We start from the raw sequence: 18,906 nt of genomic DNA on the forward strand, positions 1-18,906 counted from the left end.
CACCAAGCCCACGACCGGGCCGCGGACCCCCGCGCCCGACCTCTCCAGGAGCGCCAGCGGCGGCGCCACGGCCCTGAGCGGCGGCGCCACGGTGCTGAGCGGCGGCGCCACGGTGCTGAGCGGCGGCGCCACGGGCACCCTCGTCCTCTACGACACGACCGGCCCATGGGGCTGGCTGGGCGAGCAGTACGCCATCCAGACGGCCAACCTGGTCTCCCGGTTCGGCACCTGGACCGCGCACCCGGTCAGCAGCTACACCGCGGGCGAGCAGAACTCCTACGCGGCCGTGATCTACATCGGCTCGACCTACGACGAGCAGGTGCCGACGGCGTTCCTCACCGACGTGCTGGCGAAGACCCGGCCGGTGATCTGGATCTACGACAACATCTGGCAGCTCACCGCGCAGGACCCGAACTTCACCACGAACTACGGGTGGAACTGGTCAGCCTTCGACACCTCGTCGGTCGGTAAGGTCAGCTACAAGGGGACCGACCTGACCCGCTATGCGGCGAACGGCTCCGGCATCCTGAACTACTCCACGGTGAACCCGGCCGTCGCGACCGTGGTGGCCGAGGCGGTACGCGCCGACGGCAGCCGCTTCCCGTGGGCGGTCCGGTCGAACAACCTCACCTACATCGGTGAGATCCCGTACTCCTACGCCGACGCGACCGACCGCTACCTCGTCCTGGCCGACCTGCTCTTCGACCTGCTCGCGCCGCAGACCACGCAGCGGCACCGGGCACTGGTCCGGATCGAGGACGTCGGCCCGGACGCCGACCCGGACGAGCTGCGGGACATCGCCGACTACCTCCACAATGAGAACATCCCGTTCTCGATCGCCGTCTACCCGCGGTACGTCGACGCGAACGGCACCTACAACAACGGCGTCCCGCAGGACTACACACTGGCGTCCCGGCCGGATGTGGTCAGCGCGCTGCAGTACGCCGTCCAGCGCGGCGGGTCGCTCATCGTCCACGGCTGGACGCACCAGTACTCGAATGTGGCGAACCCGTATTCGGGGGCGAGCGCGGACGACTTCGAGTTCTTCCGGGCGCACATCGACGCGCAGAACAACGTCATCTATGACGGGCCGGTTCCCGGCGACAGCCAGTCCTGGGCCGCCGGCCGGCTGAACAACGCCAAGGCCGGGTTCACCGCCGCCGGGTTCACGGCGCCGAACGTGTTCGAGTTCCCGCACTACGCCGGGTCGGCGGCGGACTACAAGGCGGCGGCGCAGAAGTTCCCGCGGCGCTACGACCGGGGTCTGTACTTCCGCAACCAGCTGGCCGGCGGGGCGATCGACTCCACGAAGTACGCCGGGCAGTTCTTCCCGTATCCGGTGACCGACGTCTACGGCTCGTTCGTGATCCCGGAGAACATCGGCAACATCGAGCCGGAGCCGTTCAACAACCATCCGGCCCGGCTGCCCGCCGACCTGATCGGGGCGGCGCAGAAGAACCTGGTCATCCGGGACGGGTTCGCCAGCTTCTTCTACCACCCGTATCTGGGCCTGGGCTACCTGGAGGACGTCGTCGAAGGCGTGCGCGGCCTCGGCTACACCTTCGTCTCGGCCAACAGCCTCTGAAAACTCTGAAAATCCGCTCCGAACACCTTCCTGAGGATTCCAGCAACCTATTCCGCAACGTCCGCCGAAAAAGCCGATGAAAGACCGCTGAAAAACCGGTGAGCCGGTGGGCGGCCATTCCTGGCCGGGCGGATCCCGTTAGCGGGATCCGCCCGTACCGGTCGACACGGGCCGGCCGGGCGCTGGCCGGCCGGTCCTGGCCGCGGTCAGCCTGTGCCGCGGCCGGTGACGGTGAGCCGGGCGCCGACGCCGGTCAGGTAGCGCGGGCTGGTCCCGCTGAAGTCCGGCCTGTCCTCCTCGCCGATGTAGAGGTCGACGTGGCCGGGGCCGCCGAGCCCGGGGGTGAACTCGTCGCGGACCTCCCACCTCCCCCGGCGCAGCGCGGCGCAGGCGTCCGGGTCGATCCCGGAGCCGTCCTCCTCCCGGCCGCAGTCCTCGACGAGGAAGGCCGTCCCGGGGGGGAGTGTGCCGGCGTCGGCCGCCGCCGTCCGGAACGGAACCAGCGCCCGGCCGGCGCTGTCGGCCGGGATGTCGTCGAGCCAGAAACCGGTGTCGTGCGACCAGTTCAGGAACGACCCCCGTCGCGGCCCGCTGGTGATCCGGCCTGTCCCCTCGTCACGCACCGCCTGGGCGAAGTCCTCCGGGAAGGTGCCCAGGAGATCGTCGCCGAAGGCGCAGTCCCGCCGTGGACAGCCCCGCACGGCCAGCGGTGAGCCCGCGTGGTAGCTCTCCACCGCGGTGTAGTAAACGGTGATCTCCCACCGGCCGGGGGACCGTTCCCCCACCGGCCGGCCCGGTTCCGGGCCGCAGGCGGCCACGCCCGCGACGAGTACCGCGGTAATCCCGGCCAGCCCCGCCGCCCGGTCGCGCGCGGAGCGCCGCCGGGCCGATTTCCGCGCGTTCCCCGGCCGGCCGTCCCCGTTCCGGGAATCCTGTTCCCGGGCGTTCCGGGGAAGCCGGCCGAAAATCCGGGGCGATATTCGCTGGAACTGATCCATGACCGTCACGGTCATCCATCGTCACGTTTTTTCCCGCCCTGGGCAACGTGGGCGCGGTGGGCAAACACACCGGGCCGTGGGGGACCAGGTGAGCCGCCGCGAGACGTCCACCGGCGGGACCGGCCTCGGCCGGCCGGGCAACCGGCCGTTGAGACCTCGGTGAGCAGGGCGGTCAAGAGGGATCACCACTCGCATGCACCAGTCGGGATCTCCGTCGGGATTCGAGCCCGCGCGGTGCCGGGAAGCCGGGCATGGACGCACAGGCTGCTCTGCCCCGGGGAGTTCCTGCCGCATCATGCGATGCGGCAGCGCAGGTTACAGGCGCATGCACGGGAGACAGCCCCAGCCCGGACAGTACTACTTAGGTTAGCCTAACCGGCTCGTTCGGCCCGCACCGGCCCGCACGGCTGGGGAATTTCATGATTGTCCACAAGGAAGTCCGGCTCGACGACGCCGACGGCACCCGGTTCATCCTCTGCCACAGCCCCGACCAGGCCACCCGCGACCAGGCACGGCGCACCGCCGACCTCGACCGGATCGCCGAACGCCGATCCGAGCAAACCTGGTGCACGATCCGCCGCCAGACCGGCCGGATCATGCAGATCATCCTCGCCGGCACGGTCGCCCAGAGCACCACCCTCGCCCCGGCCCAGAAGGCCATCTGCCAGGCAGTTTCCGTCCCACCACCCGCCCGGGCCACCGCCTTCGGCCCCAGCTGATCACCCCGGAACAGCCCTCGCAGGATCGGCCAGGCCCGAGGGCGTGGACACACGCCCCCCATCCGGCCCTACACGCGTTTCCACAGGCCAGCACCATGATCAGAAGATTCGTGTGACCACCAACTGCGGAACTCGGGAAACAGGACAAGAGGAAAACGTGCCGGAGCTCTGGCCCCGCTGCCGCGGACGCACCACCGCGACCACCACTCCTGATTTCCACGGCTTCCCCGGGAAAGCCGGAAAGATCCCGAGAACGTCGGAGCCCTGTTATTCTGAGATAGGAGATGTCTGTTCTATCACCCGAGGCCGACAGGGAAGGGAGCCGCCACAAGTGGACGCGGCACGGGACGCAGTGGAGTCGGTTCTGGAGACGGCATCCGACCATGTTCCGCGGTACGTTCTCTACGGGGCGTACGGAACCAACCTGGCCAGCAACGACAGGGGTGGCATCGACCGCCTCGGCCTCTATCTCGATGCCGCGGGAATACCCAACGGCGAGATAGAGCGTATCGGCGGCATCCGGATGAGCGGGGTGGCGATCTACGCTGCACTTCGATCCCTGCGATGGCAGCCGGTAAACAAGGCGGACTGGGCGAGCGGAGGGGTCTTCGTCGAACCGACTGGCGACGTGAACGATATCACCTACTTCAGCCTTTACCGCATGCCCCTCAAATGGTTTTTAATGATCATGCTCGACGAGTGCCACATCGACCCTCGCAAGTACGAAGAGACCGTCCGGATCCTCATTGACCGATGGCACGTACTCGAACAGGAGAGAAAACTGGATCTCAGTAATCAGCTCTACGGACGCATGCTGCTGTTCCGAGGCCGGACTCCTACTCGACCGGATAAACAGCGAGAAGACATCGTCTGCTTCACAGCCCCTTGGACCCTCCGCGATGTTCACCAGAACTCGGACGTGGCGGAATCAATGCTAAACGAACGTCCTTCGCGATGGTTCTACGATGAGAAACCGTGCGAGCCGTTCTTCAACCCACTGAATTATCGCTATGCCCGCGTGATGACCGAAGGCCTCATGCATCTGGGCATGGACGAGAACACGGCGATCCGGTACGTGGTCGGGATCAGAGGCAACGTCTCCCCCGGCTCCCCAGAGTACATCGCCGGTTCATCCGTGACTATCAAAGAGTACAAGTCGACCATACAATCACTGGCCATCCAGGACTGCGTTCCGACCGTGTCTCCCTAGAGACGACACGGTAGACGGTTAGACCGGCCGCAGACGGTTACACCGGCCGCGGACAGCGCGGCGCACAGATACCGGTTCAGCGCGGTGATACCACCCCGGCCGGAGAGCCACTCGTCCGCGAGGACGAGCACTCGCATCTGCCGGTGCTGCCAGTGCCGTCGGTGCCGTCGGTGGGTTCGTGGCCGGTTGTCGTCCGGTCCGGCCGCGCTGCTGTGCCGCGATCGGCTCCTCGACCTGGGCGGTCGCTGGCCGGTGCCGCTCGGGCGGATGCCGGGGCAGGCCGAGCGTGCTGATCGGATACCACATGCCGAACTGGTCGCCACAGGCGTCCCAGACCCGGCGCAGGTAGTCGTACGCTTCGGCCGCGTGCTCGCCGCCGACCGGGGCGAACACGTGCATCACGAGTTCCGGCGCGACCAGTGGCCCGGCTGGGCCGGGTGTCAGGTTCTCGTCGATGCCGTCCCCCGGATGTCGTCGGCGGAGACGCTCACGTTCCAGACAGTTCTGGCGTTTTCCGGGATGTCAGGCGGGTGGATGGACGGTTATGATCCTCTGGTGACTTTCTGCTCGGGGTAACCGTGGCCCTGAGCTTCCTCACCGGCAACCTCGATGTCGGGGGCCGCCCAGCTGCCCGGAGGTGCAAAGCTGCTCGGCTGCCCGGGTCCGCAGGGCGGCCCGGCCGGTGTCTGATAGCATGGGATATCGCTTGGAGGTGCGGCTGATGTCCGATGTGCTCATCCGTGACGTGCCCGATGACGTGCTGGCAGCCGTCGAGGCGCATGCCGCTCGGCTCGGTCTGTCCCGCAACGAGTATCTCCGCCGACAGCTTGCCCAGGATGCGGCACGCTCGGCCACCCCGGTGACCCTCGACGACCTGCGCTGGTTCAGCACCACCTTCCGCGATCTCGCCGACCCGGAGGTTATGCGGCAGGCCTGGGCGTGACCGCCACAGCCGAGACGACGCAGCGCTGGCTCGTCGACAAATCCGCTCTCGTCCGGCTGAGCGAGAGTCCCGACGCCGACCTGTGGCTGTCCCGCATCCAGCAGGGCCTGCTCCGGATCACGACGGTCACGATCCTGGAGGTCGGCTTCTCCGCACGATCCGTTCAGGATCTCCGCGTCCGGCTGCGCCGGCCGCCGGTCTCGGCGATGCCCGTCGAGAACACCACGCCCCGTATCGAGTCCAGGGCTGTCGAGGTCCAGGAGCTGCTCGCCGGCACCGGGCACCACCGCGCACCATCCGTCCCCGACCTACTCATCGCCGCCACGGCCGAACTCGCCGGGCTTGTGGTGCTCCATGTCGACAAGGACTTCGAGCTGATCGCCGCGGTCACCGGGCAGCCCGCCGAGAGGCTCCGTCTCGGCACCGGGTAGCTCGGTGAGCCCAGGTCTGCCCCATCTTCTCCGGGCGATGAAGGCCGTTGACGCCGAGGTCGATCATCACCATGGGCCCGGACGACCCTGTGCGATCATCTTCGCCAGCCTCGTCACCCTCGCCTGGACCGTTCCTCCTCGTGGCTTCAACTGTCGACATGCTCCGGACAGGCTCGGAAGCAGAGAGTCCGCCGCTCTAGCGTTGCGTGATTCCGCTTCTTTTATCAGCCGTTGTTGGCGACCAAATTCTTGATGCCCTTGATACGGGCGAAGTTTGGAAATGTGAAATCGGACTGGTGATCCGACCGGTCGCCATTTTGTTGATCAGGGAGGTGCGGGTCCGCCTCAAGCGCAGGATTGACCCCGTGACCGGATTCGGTCGAGGTGTCGGGCGCGGCCCCGTTCAGCCGGTTCTGGGCTATCCAGGCCAGAACATCGTGGATCGCTCGTGCCTGCACGAGGCCGAGACGCTTGCTCTGCTCACCGTCCAAGCAATGGATCTCAAAGACCATGGTGGGCGGCTCGCGACGGCCGCCGCCTCGCCGGCTGCTCGGCGTCGAAGACGCGCCCACCGACTGATCGTCGTGGCCTGATCCCATGCGCGCACGCTATGTGCGTGCGTGGCGGGAGTCCGCCAGGGCGCCCGACCGCATCCATGGTCTTCCGAGTGTCCCTCGGGGCATCGATGGTTCCCGGGACTTCGGAGTCCGCAGGTTCCACAACCCTCAGTCCGCCGGGCCCGGGAGCCAGAAGACCGGCCCCGGTGCTCGAAATGGGCGCCCAAGCCTCGAATGCGACCGCCAGGCGGCCGACGACCCGCTGTCCGGTTATGCAAGTTTGGCGAGGTTGAGGGTGGTTTCGTGGCCGTCGGCGAAACGGACGATCATGTAGGCAGTGCCGCCGATGGCCGCCAGGTAGGCGTTGAGCGTCGACAACAGAAGGTCGTGCGGCTGTTCCATGCGGCTGATGGCTGCCTGGGTGACACCCATGCGGCGAGCAAGCTCGACCTGGGTGAGGGTGGCAGCCTGGCGGAGCGCGGCCAAGCCCATCGCGTAGGTACGGTCGGCTTCGGCCATGCCTGCACGGACCTGGGCGACCTCGTCGGCGATATCGGGCCGTTGGGCGAGCTGACGGATGCGGTCGTTGCCGCGGAGGAACGTGACGCCGCCCTCGGTCGTGTCGTTGTCGGTCATGGGGTGCCTCCTTGCTGGCGCAGCCAGGCGTCGACGAGGGCTTCACCGCGGGTGGCGGCACTGGCGTAGAACACGTCGCCGATCGTCTTCTTGTCGAACCCGATCAACGCGACCACGACGTGGTCGTCGGCGGGGAATCAGCAGATGATCCGGACCGCGACGTCCGGGTCGAAGGGGTGGGCGACGCGCCAGAGTTCGTGGCGGCGGGCTTGCCGTACCCGTTTGAAGGTCGGGGACTCCTCGAGGGGGCTGGCCGGGAGCTCAGTGAGCGCCTGTAGGAGCGCGACAGCGACGGTGAGGACGCGGCCTCCCTGTTCTTCCGCGCGGGTCAGCCAGCGGTCGAACTCGTCGGTCCAGCCGACGATCACCTCCCCGAGGATGAGCCCCGGTTAATACAACGTCAACCTCATAGCCGGCCGCGAGCCGCGACGCAGCCGACGAACGATGCACCGAACCTCAGCGGAACCGGCGGGACCGTTGCACCAACGACCGCAGGCCGGCGGCCCGAGCGAGCCACAGTGGGTCAGCAACAGCCACGCCGGCCACCACGATGCTGCCACTCACCGCACGACACGGAGCGTGCCCCCAACGGGATTCGAACCCGTGCTACCGCCTTGAAAGGGCGATGTCCTAGGCCGCTAGACGATGGGGGCGGGCAGCAGCGATCGGGCTGGCTCACAGCTCGGACGCGGCGACGTCTGCCGTCGGTACGGCAAGCTGAGCATAGGGGACGGCGGGCGGTGACGACAAACCGCCTTCCGCCCGTGGCTCGCCGGGCCGGCGCGAAGCGGGCGGGAGCGGGTCGGGATGGTCCGGCTGTCCGGCTGTCCGGCTGTCCGCGGCGGAGGGGCGGCCCCGCGTCCCGCTCCGGTGAGGTCAGGTGGCCGGGAGCGCGGGCCGTGGGTCCGTCCAGCGGTACCGGGTGCGGAAGAACGCCCGGACCGGGCGTCCGCCGATGGCCAGGTTGTGCCTGACCGGCACCGGGCCGCTCGGGTCCGCGACGTCGAAGGACAGCGTCACGGTGTCGGCCCGCTCCAGCGGTGTGTTCGGGTCGTAGACCCGTAGCGTGACCGCGGTCTGTCGCTGCTCGTAGGCGTACGCGAGCACCTGGTGGTTGTGGCCGAGCTGGAAGGGGCTGTAGGAGCGCACCGTGATGATGCCGAGCGGGGACAGTGTGCCGCGGTCGATGTCGAGGCGTACCTGTGGCCACTCGTCCACAACGGTGATCCGCCCGGCGCCGCGCAGCGTCAGCGATGACCGGGTGGTGTCCGCGTCCCGGGTGGACATGAGCCGGTAGTAGCGGGCGACGCCACGCGGGATGTCGAAGCTGTCGAACAGCCGGCGGACGAGGTAGCGGTACAGCGGCGAGTCGGGTGGTGGCACCTCCTTGGACGTGGGCGGTGGCAGCCTCGCCTCGAAAAGATCGCGAGTGGCGTAGGCCATCCCTCCGCACAGCCCGCGGCTGGCGTCCCCGACCGGCACCCGGCCGACACCCGGGACTCTGATCTTCAGGACGGGCTGCCTGGGGAAGTCGTTGGTGAAGGGAAGGGCCTGGCCGCTCGGCAGGAAGCCGTCCACGGCGGCGTGGGCGTCGACCATTGATGTCTCCTTCTGCCTTCGCCTGGGAGCGGTATGTCCGTCCAGGGTCCCATCCGGACGGGATGGGCAGAAGCCGCCGGCAGCCGGCAGCCGGCAGCCGGAAACCGGAAATCGGCAGCCGGCAGCCGGCAGCCGGTCACCGCTGCCAGGTTGCGCAGTGATGGTCGTCGGCGAGGGTGCTGATCGGACGGATGTCACCGGGCCTGATCGACAGCGTCTGCGCCCGCTCGGTGGTGTGGACCGGCCAGACGGGCGGCGCCGGGGTGGGGAGCGTCCGGCCGGCCGCGCCCACGCCGTCCCTGCGGTTCGGCGCCCCGGCCGGCGGTGTGTTCGGGTCGCCGGTGGCCGCGAACCTCGTCCAGTACTGGATCATCGTGTCGGACAGTTCCCGGTGGGCCGAGCCAGGCCACTGCTGGTCGGCGTCCGGGATCAGGTAGCCGAGTTCCCATCCGTGCGAGGCACCGGGGAGCGTGCCCGGAACGGACGGTGCGCTGTCGGGCAGGTCGAACTCGTAGGAGAAGACCGGCACGCCGGCCCGCGTCAGCATGGACGCCGAGGCCACGCTCGGGCAGGTGAACAGCGCGTCGGTGATGACACGGGCGAGCCGTTCGGCCGGCGGCGCCGAGCCCGGCGGATAGTCCCTGCGGACGGCGCCGATCCTGTCGTGGAAATGCTGGTCGAGGACCGCGTTCACCTGCTGGTCGGTCAACCGGCCGGCCCGGCCGCTCCAGGGCCTGGTGAAAATGCGGCCCTCGTCCCGCACCGTCCCGATGATGACCGGCACTTTCGCGAAGGCGCCGGTGGCGATGGCCGTGGACGGTGGCACCGGCAGCGTCCGCCCGCCTGTCACGGGCGCCCACGGGAACGGGCTGAGGATGTCGGCCTGCTGGTCGGCCGCGGCGAGCACGTCCCGGGCGGGTAGCGCACGCATGCAGTCCGCCGCCCGGACGGGGTCGGTGCAGCCGAGCCTGCGCGCGGTGTCGGTCCCGGTCCGCTCGGCGTCCCGCACTGTCAGGAACGGCCATGAGCACGGGCCGCTCTGCACGATCGCGCGATGGAACAGGCCGGCCGCGGGCGGGGAGGCGAGCAGCGCGCAGGTACCGATCGCCCCGGCCGACTCGCCGAAGACCGTCACGTTGCCGGGGTCGCCGTGGAACGCGGCGATGTTGTCACGAACCCAGCGCAGCGCGGCCGTGATGTCCTGGACCGCGTATGTCCCGGAGTCGCCCGGCCGCGCCTGCCCGCTGCCAGGCTGCCCGTTCCCGGGCTGTCCGCTGCCGGGCTGTCCGTTCCCGGGCTGTCCGTTCTCGGACCGGCTGTTCCCGGGCTGCCCGTCCTCGGCGTCGAGCGCGGGCAGCGCAAGATATCCCAGAATTCCCAGGCGGTATTCGACCGAGACGACGACCACCCGGCCTGTCGCGGCGAGCAGGCTTCCGTCGTATTCGTTCGCGGAGCCGCCGACAAAACCACCGCCGTGGATCCAGAACATCACCGGTAGCCGGCCACCGCCCGCCCGGTCACGGCCCGCCCCGCCGCTCGTCTCGCCGCCCGTGTCACCGTTCGGGCCGGGGCCGCCGAGCTGGCCGCCGTCCGCGCCGCTGTCGCCGCCCACGGCGGGAACGTGAACGTTGACGAAAAGACAGTCCTCGTCGGACTGTTCGCCCAGGCCGCCGTTGTCCGGGCTGCCCTGAAGGCAGGGATGCGCTTTCTTCGTGGCATTCCGGATACCTGTCCAGGGCGCGACGGGCTGGGGTGAGCGCCACCGTCGGTCACCGACCGGCGGTGCCGCATATGGAATTCCATAGAAGGACGTGCCCAGGGCGGTGCGCGCGCCGCGGACCGTACCGCCGGTCACGGGCACGACTGTGGGGCTGGTTCTCGTTGAACCGCCACCGGCCTGTTCACGGTCGTCATGGGCCGGGTTGGCCGAGCATGACGTGACCGTAAGGAAGAGGGCGACGACGAGGAGCAGCGACATCATGCCCGACGCCGTACTCCGGATATGGACCGGCTCCATGGCTGCCCCCCCGGTCTCATGGTCCATATCCTCGCCGGGCTCGGGTTCCCGACGGTTCATGCCGGTGGTCGGTGTGATGCTTCACCGGCGCGCTGCTTCCGTATCCATTCCTTGCCGATTCTCATGATGACGGCAGCCGGCCGTCCGCCGCGCGGACGGGTTCCCGCCGGCACCGGCACGGTGATCGTCCACAGCGATCGTAGGCTCAGCGGCCGGAGCCGACGAGGTCCTCCGTTCCGCTCGCTCTGCGGGTCGCCGCGACGTGCCCCCGCAGGCCGGCGGCCAGGCGGATGCTCAGGACGCCCGCCGGTGGCAGCTGTGGTGTCTTCATGGATGCCGGGATGGGGACGGCGTCATCGCTACCGTGGCGGTTGCCCGCCAGCGGTGCTCTGGAGGACGGTTCGGGAGCAGGGGTGGTGGTCGTCCTTCCGGCGCTCGGGGACGGGCCGGCCCGGCTGATCGGCAGGGAGGGCCGTGTGATCGGGCACGAGGCCGCCCTGGTCGCGAACCCGACGCGCGGCACCATCTCCGGGCCGGGGAGCGCGTCGGGGTGGCAGCGGGTGTCCGCGAGGAGCGCGCCTCCGATGTTGCTGTTACTTACGGTGATAATCGGGTCGAGCTGTCGGGTGGCTCCCGCGGGATCCGCGTCCCTGAACAGGGTCGCGACCGGCCCGGCCGCCGCGACGGTCATCGCGAGGATCAGCGCCCGCAGGGCCAGCGTGCCGTTGTTGCGCTCTTCCGGGCGGGCGCGGAAGAATGGCCGGAACGCCCAGCTCGGCGCATGTCGTGCCATACGTCTCGACACGTGTCGCACCGTGCGATGGCCGGACGTAGTGTGCTTACGGTATTGCTTACCGTGTATGCCGCGATTTCTGCCGCGGCTGCCGCCGTGAGGGCGGCCCACGGCCATGGCGGCATCGCACGACATCGTGCGGCACCTCCACATCACGCGCATCCTGGTCCGTCGCCATGGCGCCGGCCGACACATCCGACACATCCGACACATCCGATATGAGTGGCAGGCTAGCGTGTTCTGGTGCCATACGTAGTGTTGTCGCCACGTGTTGGGTAAGTGTGGATGTTATGTGACCGACAGTAAAGGACGCCGGGGTGGGTCACGTTTGGCATCCGCGGGATGCGGACACAAATCCATCACCCTTCGAGGTGTCAGAGATACCAGTAGTAATGCAACTGGCAGTGGCGGGACGTGCGGCGGCGCCGGGCAGCCGTCCGCGCACGCACACGGCATCACACGGCATCACACGGCATTCACGCGGCATCACATGGCATGAGGTGATCCTGATGACAACGAGTGTCACGACGGCCGGCCCGTTCGACATCCCGCTCGACGTCCCACCAGGCGCGGATCCGGACCGGGCGCTGCCCGCGGACCTGTCGGATCCGACCCGGGCCGGTGCGGCGCTCGGTGCGCTCGTCGCGTCCGGCCGGCTCGATCCTCCACCGCCCGCCGCGGGCTCCACCGCCGCCCGCTGGCGCGTCCTTGCCGATCTTGCTGTCAGCGACGGCACACTGGCGCGGCTGGCGGCCGGGCACGCCGGCGCGGCCGCGCTCCTGAACGAGCTGGGCGGGCCGGTGCCACAGCGTGACCAGCGGTGGGGGGTGTGGGACGTCGACACCCCGGTGAGCCCGCTGGTCGCCCACCGGGGCCCGGACGGCTGGACGCTGCACGGCGCCAGGCCGGCCTGCTCGGGGGCGCGGGTGCTCACCCATGCCCTGGTGGCAGCCGAGATCACCACCGCCGAGGAGGGGGAGACACACCAGCTGTTCGCCGTGCGGCTGGACGACCGCGGCATCGCGGTGGCGGCCGGTGGGCGGGCGTCCCGGACAATGGCCGCCGGCGCGGACACCGCGACGGTGCTCTTCGACGGGGCGCCGGCCGTGGCGGTGGGCGGGCCGGTCGGGACGTCCGGGACGTCCGGCCGCTTCGGCGTGGCCGCCGCGGCCTACTCGGAGCGGCCCGTGTTCTGGCACGCCGCGGCAGGGGTCGCGGCCTGCTGGTTCGGCGGCGCGATCGGGGTGGCCCGCCCGCTGTTCGCCGCCGGCCGACTCGACCGAGCCGGCCGCGAAGGCCGTTACGATCATGAAGGCTGGGCCGGCCGTACCGCCGGCCACCACGGATCTGTCAGCCGGTACGGGCCCACCGGTGGCCCCGCTCCCGCCGGCCATCACTGGTTCGCCGACCGGCGGGGGCGGCCGCTGGACGCGCGTGCGCTGGCCCACCTGGGCCGGGTGGACGCGCTGCTGATGGCCGGGCGCTGCGTCCTGGAGACGGCCGCACGGGAGATCGACGCCGACCCCGACGATGCCGGCGGCTCGGCGCGGCGGCGCGCCCTGCAGGTGCGGGCCGCGATCGAGACATGCGCGACGGAGGTGATCGACCTGGTGGGGCGCGCGCTCGGCCCGGGGCCGCTGTGCTCCGACCGCGGCTATGCTCGGCGCGTCGCCGACCTTGGTTTCCACCTGCGGCACAGCCACGTCGATCATGATCTCGAGGTGCTCGCGAACGTCGTCCTGGACGATCTCGACCCGTTCTGGTGGTGACTGACGGTGAGGTGGCTACAGCGGGTCAGGTGGGTATCGAGGACGGTATGAAGCGTCGTCCTGAAGGCATCCCGCCCGGCGATCTCTCCGATGAGGATCTTGTCCGTGAAGTGGAACACCTGCACGCGACCCGGCACGAGACGTTCCTGCACGGCACCGGGGACGCGTTCGACACGCACACGTCACGGATGCTCAGCCTGGAGTACGAATACCGGCGCCGGTTCGCCGCGGTGCTCACACCGGACCCGCTACGGACCCGTGCCGGCAGCCGCCGGGCCGCTGCCGTGGGCCGTGGCGGCTCGTGACGGCCGGCCCGTGACGGCTCGTGACGTGCCCGGTCAGCTCGTGATGTCCCGGGCCGCGAACACGATCCTGGCCAGGATGATCGTTGCCAGGCCGTAGCCGCCCTCGAGCAGCAGCCCGTGTTGGATGCTGGACCAGGGGACCGGCGCGCGGAACAGGTCGACGAACGCCATCCAGTAGTGCGTGGGCAGGTAGGGCTGAATGACCTCGGCGGACGGGATCTGGTCGAGCACACCCGCGGTGACCAGGATGCCGAGCGCACCGAGCGTGGCCGCGAGCGGCGTGGACGTGATCGTCGACAGGAACAGCCCGAAGCCGGCGATCCCGAGCATGGAAGCGGCCACGAACAGCGCCGACAGTCCGATCCGGATCGTCGCGTCCGGCAGGGAGAAGGGCGGCCCCCCACCGGACAGCGGCTGGATGGGAGCGAGCCCGAACAGCGCCCAGCCGACCGTGAACGCGGTCGAGGTCACCGCGCTCACCGCGATCAGCAGATAGGCGATGATCGAGATCATCTTGGCGGCCAGCAGCCGTCCCCGTCCGACCGGACGTATGACCAGATAACGCAGAGTGCCGGCGCTCGCCTCGCCCGCGATCGCGTCCCCCGCCAGCAGAAGCACCGCCACCGGCAGGAACAGCGGCAGGACGAGCGCGAGGGCCGCGACCGGGAACCATGTGCCGTTGCGGACGACCTCGGCCAGGAACGCCGGGCCTATCGGCTTCGAACCGGTTCCGCTGATCTTCAGGAAGAAGGCGACGATGACCGGCAGCGCCGCGAGCATCAACACCGACAGCCACGTCCGCCGCCGCAGCAACAGCAGGCGCAGCTCGACCCGGATCATCGTCCGCCCCGGATCACTGCTCGTCCTCGGCCGGCTCCCAGCCGCCGCCCCCGTCACTACCGGTCAGCTCGAGGAAGACGTCCTCGAGCGTCCGGCGTTCCACCACCAGTTCGTGCACGCGCACGCCGGCCGAGACCAGCGCGGCGTTGAGCGCCATGGGATTCAGCGTCCGCGCGATCAGGGAGTGCCCCTCCCGGCCCTCCAGGACGCGCTCGAGCAGGTGCGCGGCAAGATCGGAATCCGGGGTGCGCAGGGTCACCCGGCCGGTCGGGCCACACAGCGCGTTGAGCGAGTCATGGGCGACCAGACGGCCGTCACAGATGATCGCTGTTTCGGTGCAGAGCATCTCGACCTCCGCGAGCAGGTGCGAGGACAGGAAGACGGTCGTTCCCGCGGCGTTCAGCTCGAGCAGCAGGTCGCGGATCTCCCGGATGCTCTGCGGATCGAGCCCGTTCGTCGGCTCGTCCAGGATGAGCAGTTTGGGATGCCGCAGCAGTGCCGCGGCCAGGGCGAGCCGCTGCTTCATTCCCAGCGAGAACCTGCCGATGGGCCGGTCGTCGACGTCACCGAGCCCGACCCGTTCCAGCGTGTCCTCGATCCGCTTGCGGCGCGAGCGCCGGGCGCCGCCACGCCCGGCCGAGTCGAGAGCGGCCAGTTCGACCCGGGCGGGCAGGAAGGTGTGGAACGCGGGAGCCTCCACGAGCGCGCCGACCTTGGGCAGCACCTGCCGGGCGTGACGGGGCATGCTCCGGCCGAGCAACTGGACACTGCCGGCGCTCGGACGCACCAGCCCCAGCAGCATCCGGACGGTCGTGGACTTGCCCGAGCCGTTGGGGCCGAGGAATCCGAACCGGTCGCCCGTCGCCACCTGTAGGTCGAGGCAGTCGACCACGGTCCGGCCCCGGTAGCGTTTGGTCAGCCCATCCGCATGGATAGCGAACGTCATACCGCCTCCCGCCCGTCGCCGGCGACAGCAGGTACAGCGACAGCAGGCACAACGACAGCAGGCACAACGGCAGCAGGCACAACGGCAGCAGGCGCAGCGGAGGCGGGCATGGGACGGTTACGCGCCAGGACAGGCGGGGCAGCCGAGCCAGGCCCCACCGGCGTCCGGGGGAGCCGTCCCGGCCCGTCGGAACAGGATGATCGCAAGGTAGGCACTGTAGTACTAGTAAACCGGGTGGCTATTACGGGCCATCGACAGCCGGGGGCAGATCGGCCCTGAGGCGCCCGTCCGCGTCGGGACCCGCCACGGCAGGTACGATCAGGCTCGGCGGGCCGTTAGCTCAACTGGCAGAGCAGCAGACTTTTAATCTGCGGGTTCAGGGTTCGATCCCCTGGCGGCCCACATTTGATCATGTCTGTGACCTGCGGCGATTCTATTTTTTTGATCTATTATGGAAGACCGCCCAGGGTTTGTAGGCTCAACGCGGGCTCAAGCCCTACGATCTTGTTCTCTGGGTGGCCGTGCGGGCTCAACACCTTGATCCTGTTGGTGACGTTGCGTGCCCGCTCTGCCCATGTCGTATTCCCGGCGGGGTGTTCCTCCGAGTGGGTCGACGTGAGCAGTGCGTGGCTACGTAAGCGAGAGCGGGCTCTGGCGACGATCACGTTACGCCGTGAGGTGCTGAGGCTCGCGGGAGGCGCGAGACCTTCTCGCCGGACCGTCGCGGCGGTCGGGTGGGAGCTGAGCGCGGGCGGTCCGGCCCGGAAGACGTCGGGGAGGGCGGGAAGCACGCTGGCAAAGCCGGGATGGTCCCGAAGCGTAGGTGACTCTGTCTCCACAGGGCTCGGGGCGGTTCAGTCCTGATCAGTCGCTGTAATGGTAGCGGGCTTTGAGAATCTTCACTGTCTTGTCGTCGGCCCGGTAGACCAGCCGGTGCTCGTCGTCGATGCGGCGGGACCAGTAGCCGGACAGGTCGCCTTTCAAGGGCTCGGGCCTGCCTATCCCCGTGAAGGGGTCGCGCTGGATCTCGCCGATCAAGCGCGTGATCCTCGTCGCCATTTTCCGGTCGGCGCCCAGCCAGTACAGAAAGTCCTCCCAGGCGGCGGGGTCGAAGTGGATGCTCCGCACTACTCACCCGCCAGAGCCTGTAGCTCCTCCATGGTCTTGACGGCGGCAGCCTGGTGCGACTTGTCCCGGGCGACGGCCTCCATGAGCCGCCGGGCGTTGGCGGGAGATCGTAGCAGGTAGATAGTCTCCTGCCAGGAGTCGAAGTCCTCAGCGGACATGAGGACGGCGTCTCCGTTCTTGGAACTGATCCGTACCGGCACGTGGTCGTCGTTGACCTGCTGAATCAGGGGGAACAGGCGCGAGCGAGCCTCGCTGGCGCTGATAGCCACTGTCACCCTCCTTCTCTATTGTACAAGTTTACCGTACCATAGAGGTACGATGTTTGGGTACGGTACCCGGATCGGCTCATCCTCCTCCGTCAAGCCTTGTTCCTCCAGTCGTGATCGGGCGGTGACAGTGAGACGGCGTGCCCGGTGGTGATGGGAATGGCCAGCCCGGGGCGGTCGATGGCACGGGTGGGGGCGTCAGGGTGGCCGCGGAGGGCTCCTTGCGCGGCGCCAGTACCATCTTGCTGTGTTCTGGCGGCGGAGCCGGGTGGCGGCAGAGATTGAATCATTGTTGGTGGAGGATCGGTTCCGGGTGCAGCGGACGATGCCCGCCGACCTGCTGGCGACGCCCGGTTATCTGGCTATGAACAACCACCGGTTCGGGATAGCGTCCGAGGTTGCCGAAAGGGCATCATGGCGGGCTCCTGAAGCGCATCGTTTCAATGTGGAGCCCGGATTCGTCCTGCTTGGCGTTGCTCCACCGGAGCGGTCGGACGGTGGACACAGGCCGATGCTACTGAGCGCATATGACGCGCAGAACGGAGCTGGCACCCAGCTACTGGCTGCCTGGTGGCTGGATCCAGGCGCGCCGAGGGAGCCTGTCGCCGCGTTCAGTAATTTCCTGTCCCAGTTCGGGGTATACATGACCAGTGGACGAAATGAAAGCCTCTTCTTCCTTCGTGCCCTGGGTGCCGTTCCGCCGCAGCCGGTGCGAGGGTCGCACGATGTCGAACTGCATGCCCTCCACCAGGTCCAGCAATTCGCCGGAACGGTCGGCTGGGCGTGGTGTTTCGGAATTAACACGCATAAATATAGAGGCCATCTTTCTGTTTCTGGCCGGTGAGATTTTCGCGTAGTCATCCGTTGTGATACATAATCCGTGGTGGCGTGATCCGTCTCCGGTACACGAGGTGCGGTGCCGGGCTCGGGGCGGCGGGAGTTGTCCTGGTGAACAGACCCGGCAACGCAGGTGATCTCACCGATCCAGGTTCGCGGGGGCGAAGATGGGCGGATGATGCCGCTGCTGGACGCCGGTGAGGTCGCCCGTGCTCTTCGGGCGGCCGGGGTGGGGCGGCGGGAGCCGGTGGCGGTGGTCGTGGTCGCCGGGGCGGGAGTCGGGCTGGCCTGCGAGCGGGGCGGCTGGGCGGTGCGGGCTCACGAGCCGTCCGCCGTCGTGGCCGAGGTCGAGGATGTTCTCGGGCCTCGGTGGGTGTGGTGGTCGGCGCGGGGGGCGGCGGCGCCGCTGGTCACCGCCGGTGTGCGGCTGGCTGTCTGTTGGGATCTGGCCGCCGTCCACCGGGTGCTGCACGGTGGACGGCGGGACGACCCCGGCGCGGTATGGGCCGCCGCCCGTGGGCTGCCGCTTCCCGCCGCCGGTGGCGGGAAGATGGCGCGGGGTGGGCAGCTCGACCTGCTGGCCGTGGTGGAGGACGCGGCCGACGGTGACGACCCGCAGGAGCCGGTCCGCGGCGACGGGCAGCTGCGCTCGGGCTGGGCGGACGAGGCGTGGGGCATCCCCGGCCGCGGCGACCCGGCCGGCCGGCTGCGGCGGGCTGCCCGTTTCGCGGAGCTCGCCCTCGCCGTCCGGGCGGCGCAGGAGCGGGCGTTGCGCCGGCTGGACGACCCGCGGGCGGCGCCGGGTGGCATACCGTTGGCGGTGCTGACGGCCTGGGCGGAGTCCGCGGCGGAGCTGCTCGCCCGCGAGCTGGAACGGGACGGGCTGCCGCTGGACCGCGCGGCCGCCCAGCGGATGATCGCCAAGGTCGTCGGTCCCCGGCCGCGGGACGGCGCCGAGGATGCCGCGTCCCGGCGGGCGCGGGACGCCCCGGTGCTGGCCCACCTCGGTGGCGGGGTGGATCTGCGTAATCCGGTGGAGCTGCGAACCGCCCTGCTGGGCCTCGGCATCGACATCCCGGACACCAGGTCGGCCCGGCTGAAGCCGCTGCGCGACGTCCACCCGGTTGTCGCGGCGTTGCTGGCCTGGCGGAAGGCCGAGCGGATCGCCACCACCTACGGGTACCGCTGGCTGGACAGCTATGTGGGGCCGGACGGCCGGCTGCGCGGCGGCTGGCGCGGCAGCGACGGGGCCGGCGGCCGCATGACCGCCCAGGCCGGTCTGCACAACCTGCCCGCCGGCCTGCGGGCCGCGGTGGCGGCCCAGCCC

The 18,906-nt window shown here is 69.3% G+C and carries 20 protein-coding genes, 2 tRNA genes and 2 pseudogenes; 10 read left to right on the forward strand and 14 right to left on the reverse strand.

The window, feature by feature from the left end:
• Positions 1–1,585: DUF2334 domain-containing protein (locus NBX02_RS01290; RefSeq protein ID WP_445548199.1), on the forward strand; the 1,585-nt coding region annotated here is incomplete at its 5' end.
• Between the two features lie 206 nt (positions 1,586–1,791).
• On the opposite strand, the gene NBX02_RS01295 is transcribed toward NBX02_RS01290, so the two are convergent.
• A complete protein-coding gene (locus tag NBX02_RS01295) occupies positions 1,792–2,583 on the reverse strand; it encodes a hypothetical protein (RefSeq protein ID WP_250280639.1) in 792 nt (263 codons plus the stop codon).
• A gap of 419 nt (positions 2,584–3,002) precedes the next feature.
• On the opposite strand from NBX02_RS01295, the gene NBX02_RS01300 reads away from it, so the two are divergent.
• Entirely contained in the window at positions 3,003–3,302 is a 300-nt protein-coding gene (locus NBX02_RS01300; RefSeq protein ID WP_250280631.1) for a hypothetical protein, read from the forward strand.
• A 112-nt stretch (positions 3,303–3,414) separates the two neighbouring features.
• A complete protein-coding gene (locus NBX02_RS01305) occupies positions 3,415–4,512 on the forward strand; it encodes a hypothetical protein (RefSeq protein ID WP_250280629.1) in 1,098 nt (365 codons plus the stop codon).
• Here NBX02_RS01305 and NBX02_RS22830 read toward each other — a convergent pair.
• Together NBX02_RS22830 and NBX02_RS22835 are read right to left on the reverse strand one after the other, a co-directional pair.
• A complete protein-coding gene (locus tag NBX02_RS22830; RefSeq protein WP_445548200.1) occupies positions 4,509–4,649 on the reverse strand; it encodes a hypothetical protein in 141 nt (46 codons plus the stop codon). The two genes, NBX02_RS01305 and NBX02_RS22830, sit on opposite strands and share 4 nt — an antisense overlap.
• Positions 4,650–4,758: 109 nt before the next feature.
• Positions 4,759–4,911, reverse strand: a pseudogene (locus tag NBX02_RS22835) (CATRA conflict system CASPASE/TPR repeat-associated protein); the annotation flags it as partial.
• Between the two features lie 322 nt (positions 4,912–5,233).
• Between NBX02_RS22835 and vapB the strand changes: the two are divergent.
• Together vapB and NBX02_RS01320 are read left to right on the forward strand one after the other, a co-directional pair.
• Entirely contained in the window at positions 5,234–5,455 is a 222-nt protein-coding gene (gene vapB / locus NBX02_RS01315) for a type II toxin-antitoxin system VapB family antitoxin (protein WP_250280625.1), read from the forward strand.
• The gene (locus NBX02_RS01320; protein WP_250280623.1) at positions 5,452–5,886 is read left to right on the forward strand and encodes a PIN domain nuclease; all 435 of its coding nucleotides are present in this window, start codon (positions 5,452–5,454) and stop codon (positions 5,884–5,886) included. Before vapB ends, NBX02_RS01320 begins: the two co-directional genes overlap by 4 nt.
• A 224-nt stretch (positions 5,887–6,110) precedes the next feature.
• Here the strand turns inward: NBX02_RS01320 and NBX02_RS01325 are convergent, their stop codons facing one another.
• The 7 genes from NBX02_RS01325 to NBX02_RS01355 all read right to left on the reverse strand — a co-directional run bounded on the left by NBX02_RS01325 (position 6,111) and on the right by NBX02_RS01355 (position 11,488).
• Entirely contained in the window at positions 6,111–6,485 is a 375-nt protein-coding gene (locus NBX02_RS01325; protein WP_250289632.1) for a hypothetical protein, read from the reverse strand.
• Between the two features lie 228 nt (positions 6,486–6,713).
• Complete coding sequence (locus NBX02_RS01330) at positions 6,714–7,079, reverse strand: helix-turn-helix domain-containing protein (RefSeq protein WP_250280619.1); 366 nt, start codon at positions 7,077–7,079, stop codon at positions 6,714–6,716.
• A 137-nt stretch (positions 7,080–7,216) separates the two neighbouring features.
• On the reverse strand, positions 7,217–7,447 hold the full coding sequence (locus NBX02_RS01335; protein ID WP_250280617.1) for a hypothetical protein: 231 nt from the start codon (positions 7,445–7,447) through the stop codon (positions 7,217–7,219).
• 212 nt (positions 7,448–7,659) lie between these two features.
• Positions 7,660–7,732, reverse strand: a tRNA-Glu gene (locus NBX02_RS01340).
• A gap of 223 nt (positions 7,733–7,955) precedes the next feature.
• Complete coding sequence (locus NBX02_RS01345; RefSeq protein WP_250280615.1) at positions 7,956–8,678, reverse strand: hypothetical protein; 723 nt, start codon at positions 8,676–8,678, stop codon at positions 7,956–7,958.
• Positions 8,679–8,814: 136 nt separating this feature from the next.
• Entirely contained in the window at positions 8,815–10,659 is a 1,845-nt protein-coding gene (locus NBX02_RS01350; protein ID WP_250289635.1) for a carboxylesterase family protein, read from the reverse strand.
• A gap of 241 nt (positions 10,660–10,900) precedes the next feature.
• On the reverse strand, positions 10,901–11,488 hold the full coding sequence (locus NBX02_RS01355) for a hypothetical protein (RefSeq protein WP_250289637.1): 588 nt from the start codon (positions 11,486–11,488) through the stop codon (positions 10,901–10,903).
• Positions 11,489–11,997: 509 nt separating this feature from the next.
• Here NBX02_RS01355 and NBX02_RS01360 point away from each other — a divergent pair.
• Both NBX02_RS01360 and NBX02_RS01365 read left to right on the forward strand, forming a co-directional pair.
• On the forward strand, positions 11,998–13,257 hold the full coding sequence (locus NBX02_RS01360) for an acyl-CoA dehydrogenase family protein (RefSeq protein ID WP_250289640.1): 1,260 nt from the start codon (positions 11,998–12,000) through the stop codon (positions 13,255–13,257).
• Positions 13,258–13,304: 47 nt separating this feature from the next.
• A complete protein-coding gene (locus NBX02_RS01365; protein WP_250280635.1) occupies positions 13,305–13,562 on the forward strand; it encodes a DUF6158 family protein in 258 nt (85 codons plus the stop codon).
• A 33-nt stretch (positions 13,563–13,595) separates the two neighbouring features.
• Here NBX02_RS01365 and NBX02_RS01370 read toward each other — a convergent pair whose 3' ends face one another.
• A complete protein-coding gene (locus NBX02_RS01370; RefSeq protein WP_250280610.1) occupies positions 13,596–14,402 on the reverse strand; it encodes an ABC transporter permease subunit in 807 nt (268 codons plus the stop codon).
• 13 nt (positions 14,403–14,415) lie between these two features.
• Complete coding sequence (locus tag NBX02_RS01375) at positions 14,416–15,348, reverse strand: ABC transporter ATP-binding protein (protein WP_250280607.1); 933 nt, start codon at positions 15,346–15,348, stop codon at positions 14,416–14,418.
• 329 nt (positions 15,349–15,677) lie between these two features.
• On the opposite strand from NBX02_RS01375, the gene NBX02_RS01380 reads away from it, so the two are divergent.
• Positions 15,678–15,750: transfer RNA gene (locus NBX02_RS01380), tRNA-Lys, on the forward strand.
• A gap of 462 nt (positions 15,751–16,212) precedes the next feature.
• On the opposite strand, the gene NBX02_RS01385 is transcribed toward NBX02_RS01380, so the two are convergent.
• Entirely contained in the window at positions 16,213–16,476 is a 264-nt protein-coding gene (locus NBX02_RS01385; RefSeq protein WP_250280605.1) for a Txe/YoeB family addiction module toxin, read from the reverse strand.
• Entirely contained in the window at positions 16,476–16,745 is a 270-nt protein-coding gene (locus tag NBX02_RS01390) for a type II toxin-antitoxin system Phd/YefM family antitoxin (RefSeq protein ID WP_250280604.1), read from the reverse strand. Before NBX02_RS01390 ends, NBX02_RS01385 begins: the two co-directional genes overlap by 1 nt.
• Positions 16,746–17,010: 265 nt before the next feature.
• Between NBX02_RS01390 and NBX02_RS01395 the strand changes: the two genes are divergently transcribed.
• Both NBX02_RS01395 and NBX02_RS01400 read left to right on the forward strand, forming a co-directional pair.
• Positions 17,011–17,586 carry a hypothetical protein gene (locus NBX02_RS01395; RefSeq protein ID WP_250280602.1) on the forward strand — a complete coding sequence of 192 codons (576 nt, stop codon included), beginning with the start codon at positions 17,011–17,013 and terminating at the stop codon, positions 17,584–17,586.
• A 168-nt stretch (positions 17,587–17,754) separates the two neighbouring features.
• A pseudogene (locus NBX02_RS01400) lies at positions 17,755–18,906 on the forward strand (DNA polymerase); the annotation flags it as partial.

This window comes from Protofrankia sp. CiP1_Cm_nod1 (genome assembly GCF_920888515.1).
Taxonomy (GTDB): Bacteria; Actinomycetota; Actinomycetes; order Frankiales; family Frankiaceae; genus Protofrankia.

Bases quoted from the DNA above. Each gene is read 5' to 3' on its own strand.
- NBX02_RS01295 (WP_250280639.1), bottom strand. From the start codon at position 2,583: ATGGATCAGTTCCAGCGAATATCGCCCCGGATTTTCGGCCGGCTTCCC.
- NBX02_RS01300 (WP_250280631.1), top strand. From the start codon at position 3,003: ATGATTGTCCACAAGGAAGTCCGGCTCGACGACGCCGACGGCACCCGG.
- NBX02_RS22830 (WP_445548200.1), bottom strand. From the start codon at position 4,649: ATGCGAGTGCTCGTCCTCGCGGACGAGTGGCTCTCCGGCCGGGGTGGT.
- vapB (WP_250280625.1), top strand. From the start codon at position 5,234: ATGTCCGATGTGCTCATCCGTGACGTGCCCGATGACGTGCTGGCAGCC.
- NBX02_RS01325 (WP_250289632.1), bottom strand. From the start codon at position 6,485: ATGGGATCAGGCCACGACGATCAGTCGGTGGGCGCGTCTTCGACGCCG.
- NBX02_RS01330 (WP_250280619.1), bottom strand. From the start codon at position 7,079: ATGACCGACAACGACACGACCGAGGGCGGCGTCACGTTCCTCCGCGGC.
- NBX02_RS01345 (WP_250280615.1), bottom strand. From the start codon at position 8,678: ATGGTCGACGCCCACGCCGCCGTGGACGGCTTCCTGCCGAGCGGCCAG.
- NBX02_RS01350 (WP_250289635.1), bottom strand. From the start codon at position 10,659: ATGATGTCGCTGCTCCTCGTCGTCGCCCTCTTCCTTACGGTCACGTCA.
- NBX02_RS01355 (WP_250289637.1), bottom strand. From the start codon at position 11,488: ATGGCACGACATGCGCCGAGCTGGGCGTTCCGGCCATTCTTCCGCGCC.
- NBX02_RS01360 (WP_250289640.1), top strand. From the start codon at position 11,998: ATGACAACGAGTGTCACGACGGCCGGCCCGTTCGACATCCCGCTCGAC.
- NBX02_RS01365 (WP_250280635.1), top strand. From the start codon at position 13,305: ATGAAGCGTCGTCCTGAAGGCATCCCGCCCGGCGATCTCTCCGATGAG.
- NBX02_RS01370 (WP_250280610.1), bottom strand. From the start codon at position 14,402: ATGATCCGGGTCGAGCTGCGCCTGCTGTTGCTGCGGCGGCGGACGTGG.
- NBX02_RS01375 (WP_250280607.1), bottom strand. From the start codon at position 15,348: ATGACGTTCGCTATCCATGCGGATGGGCTGACCAAACGCTACCGGGGC.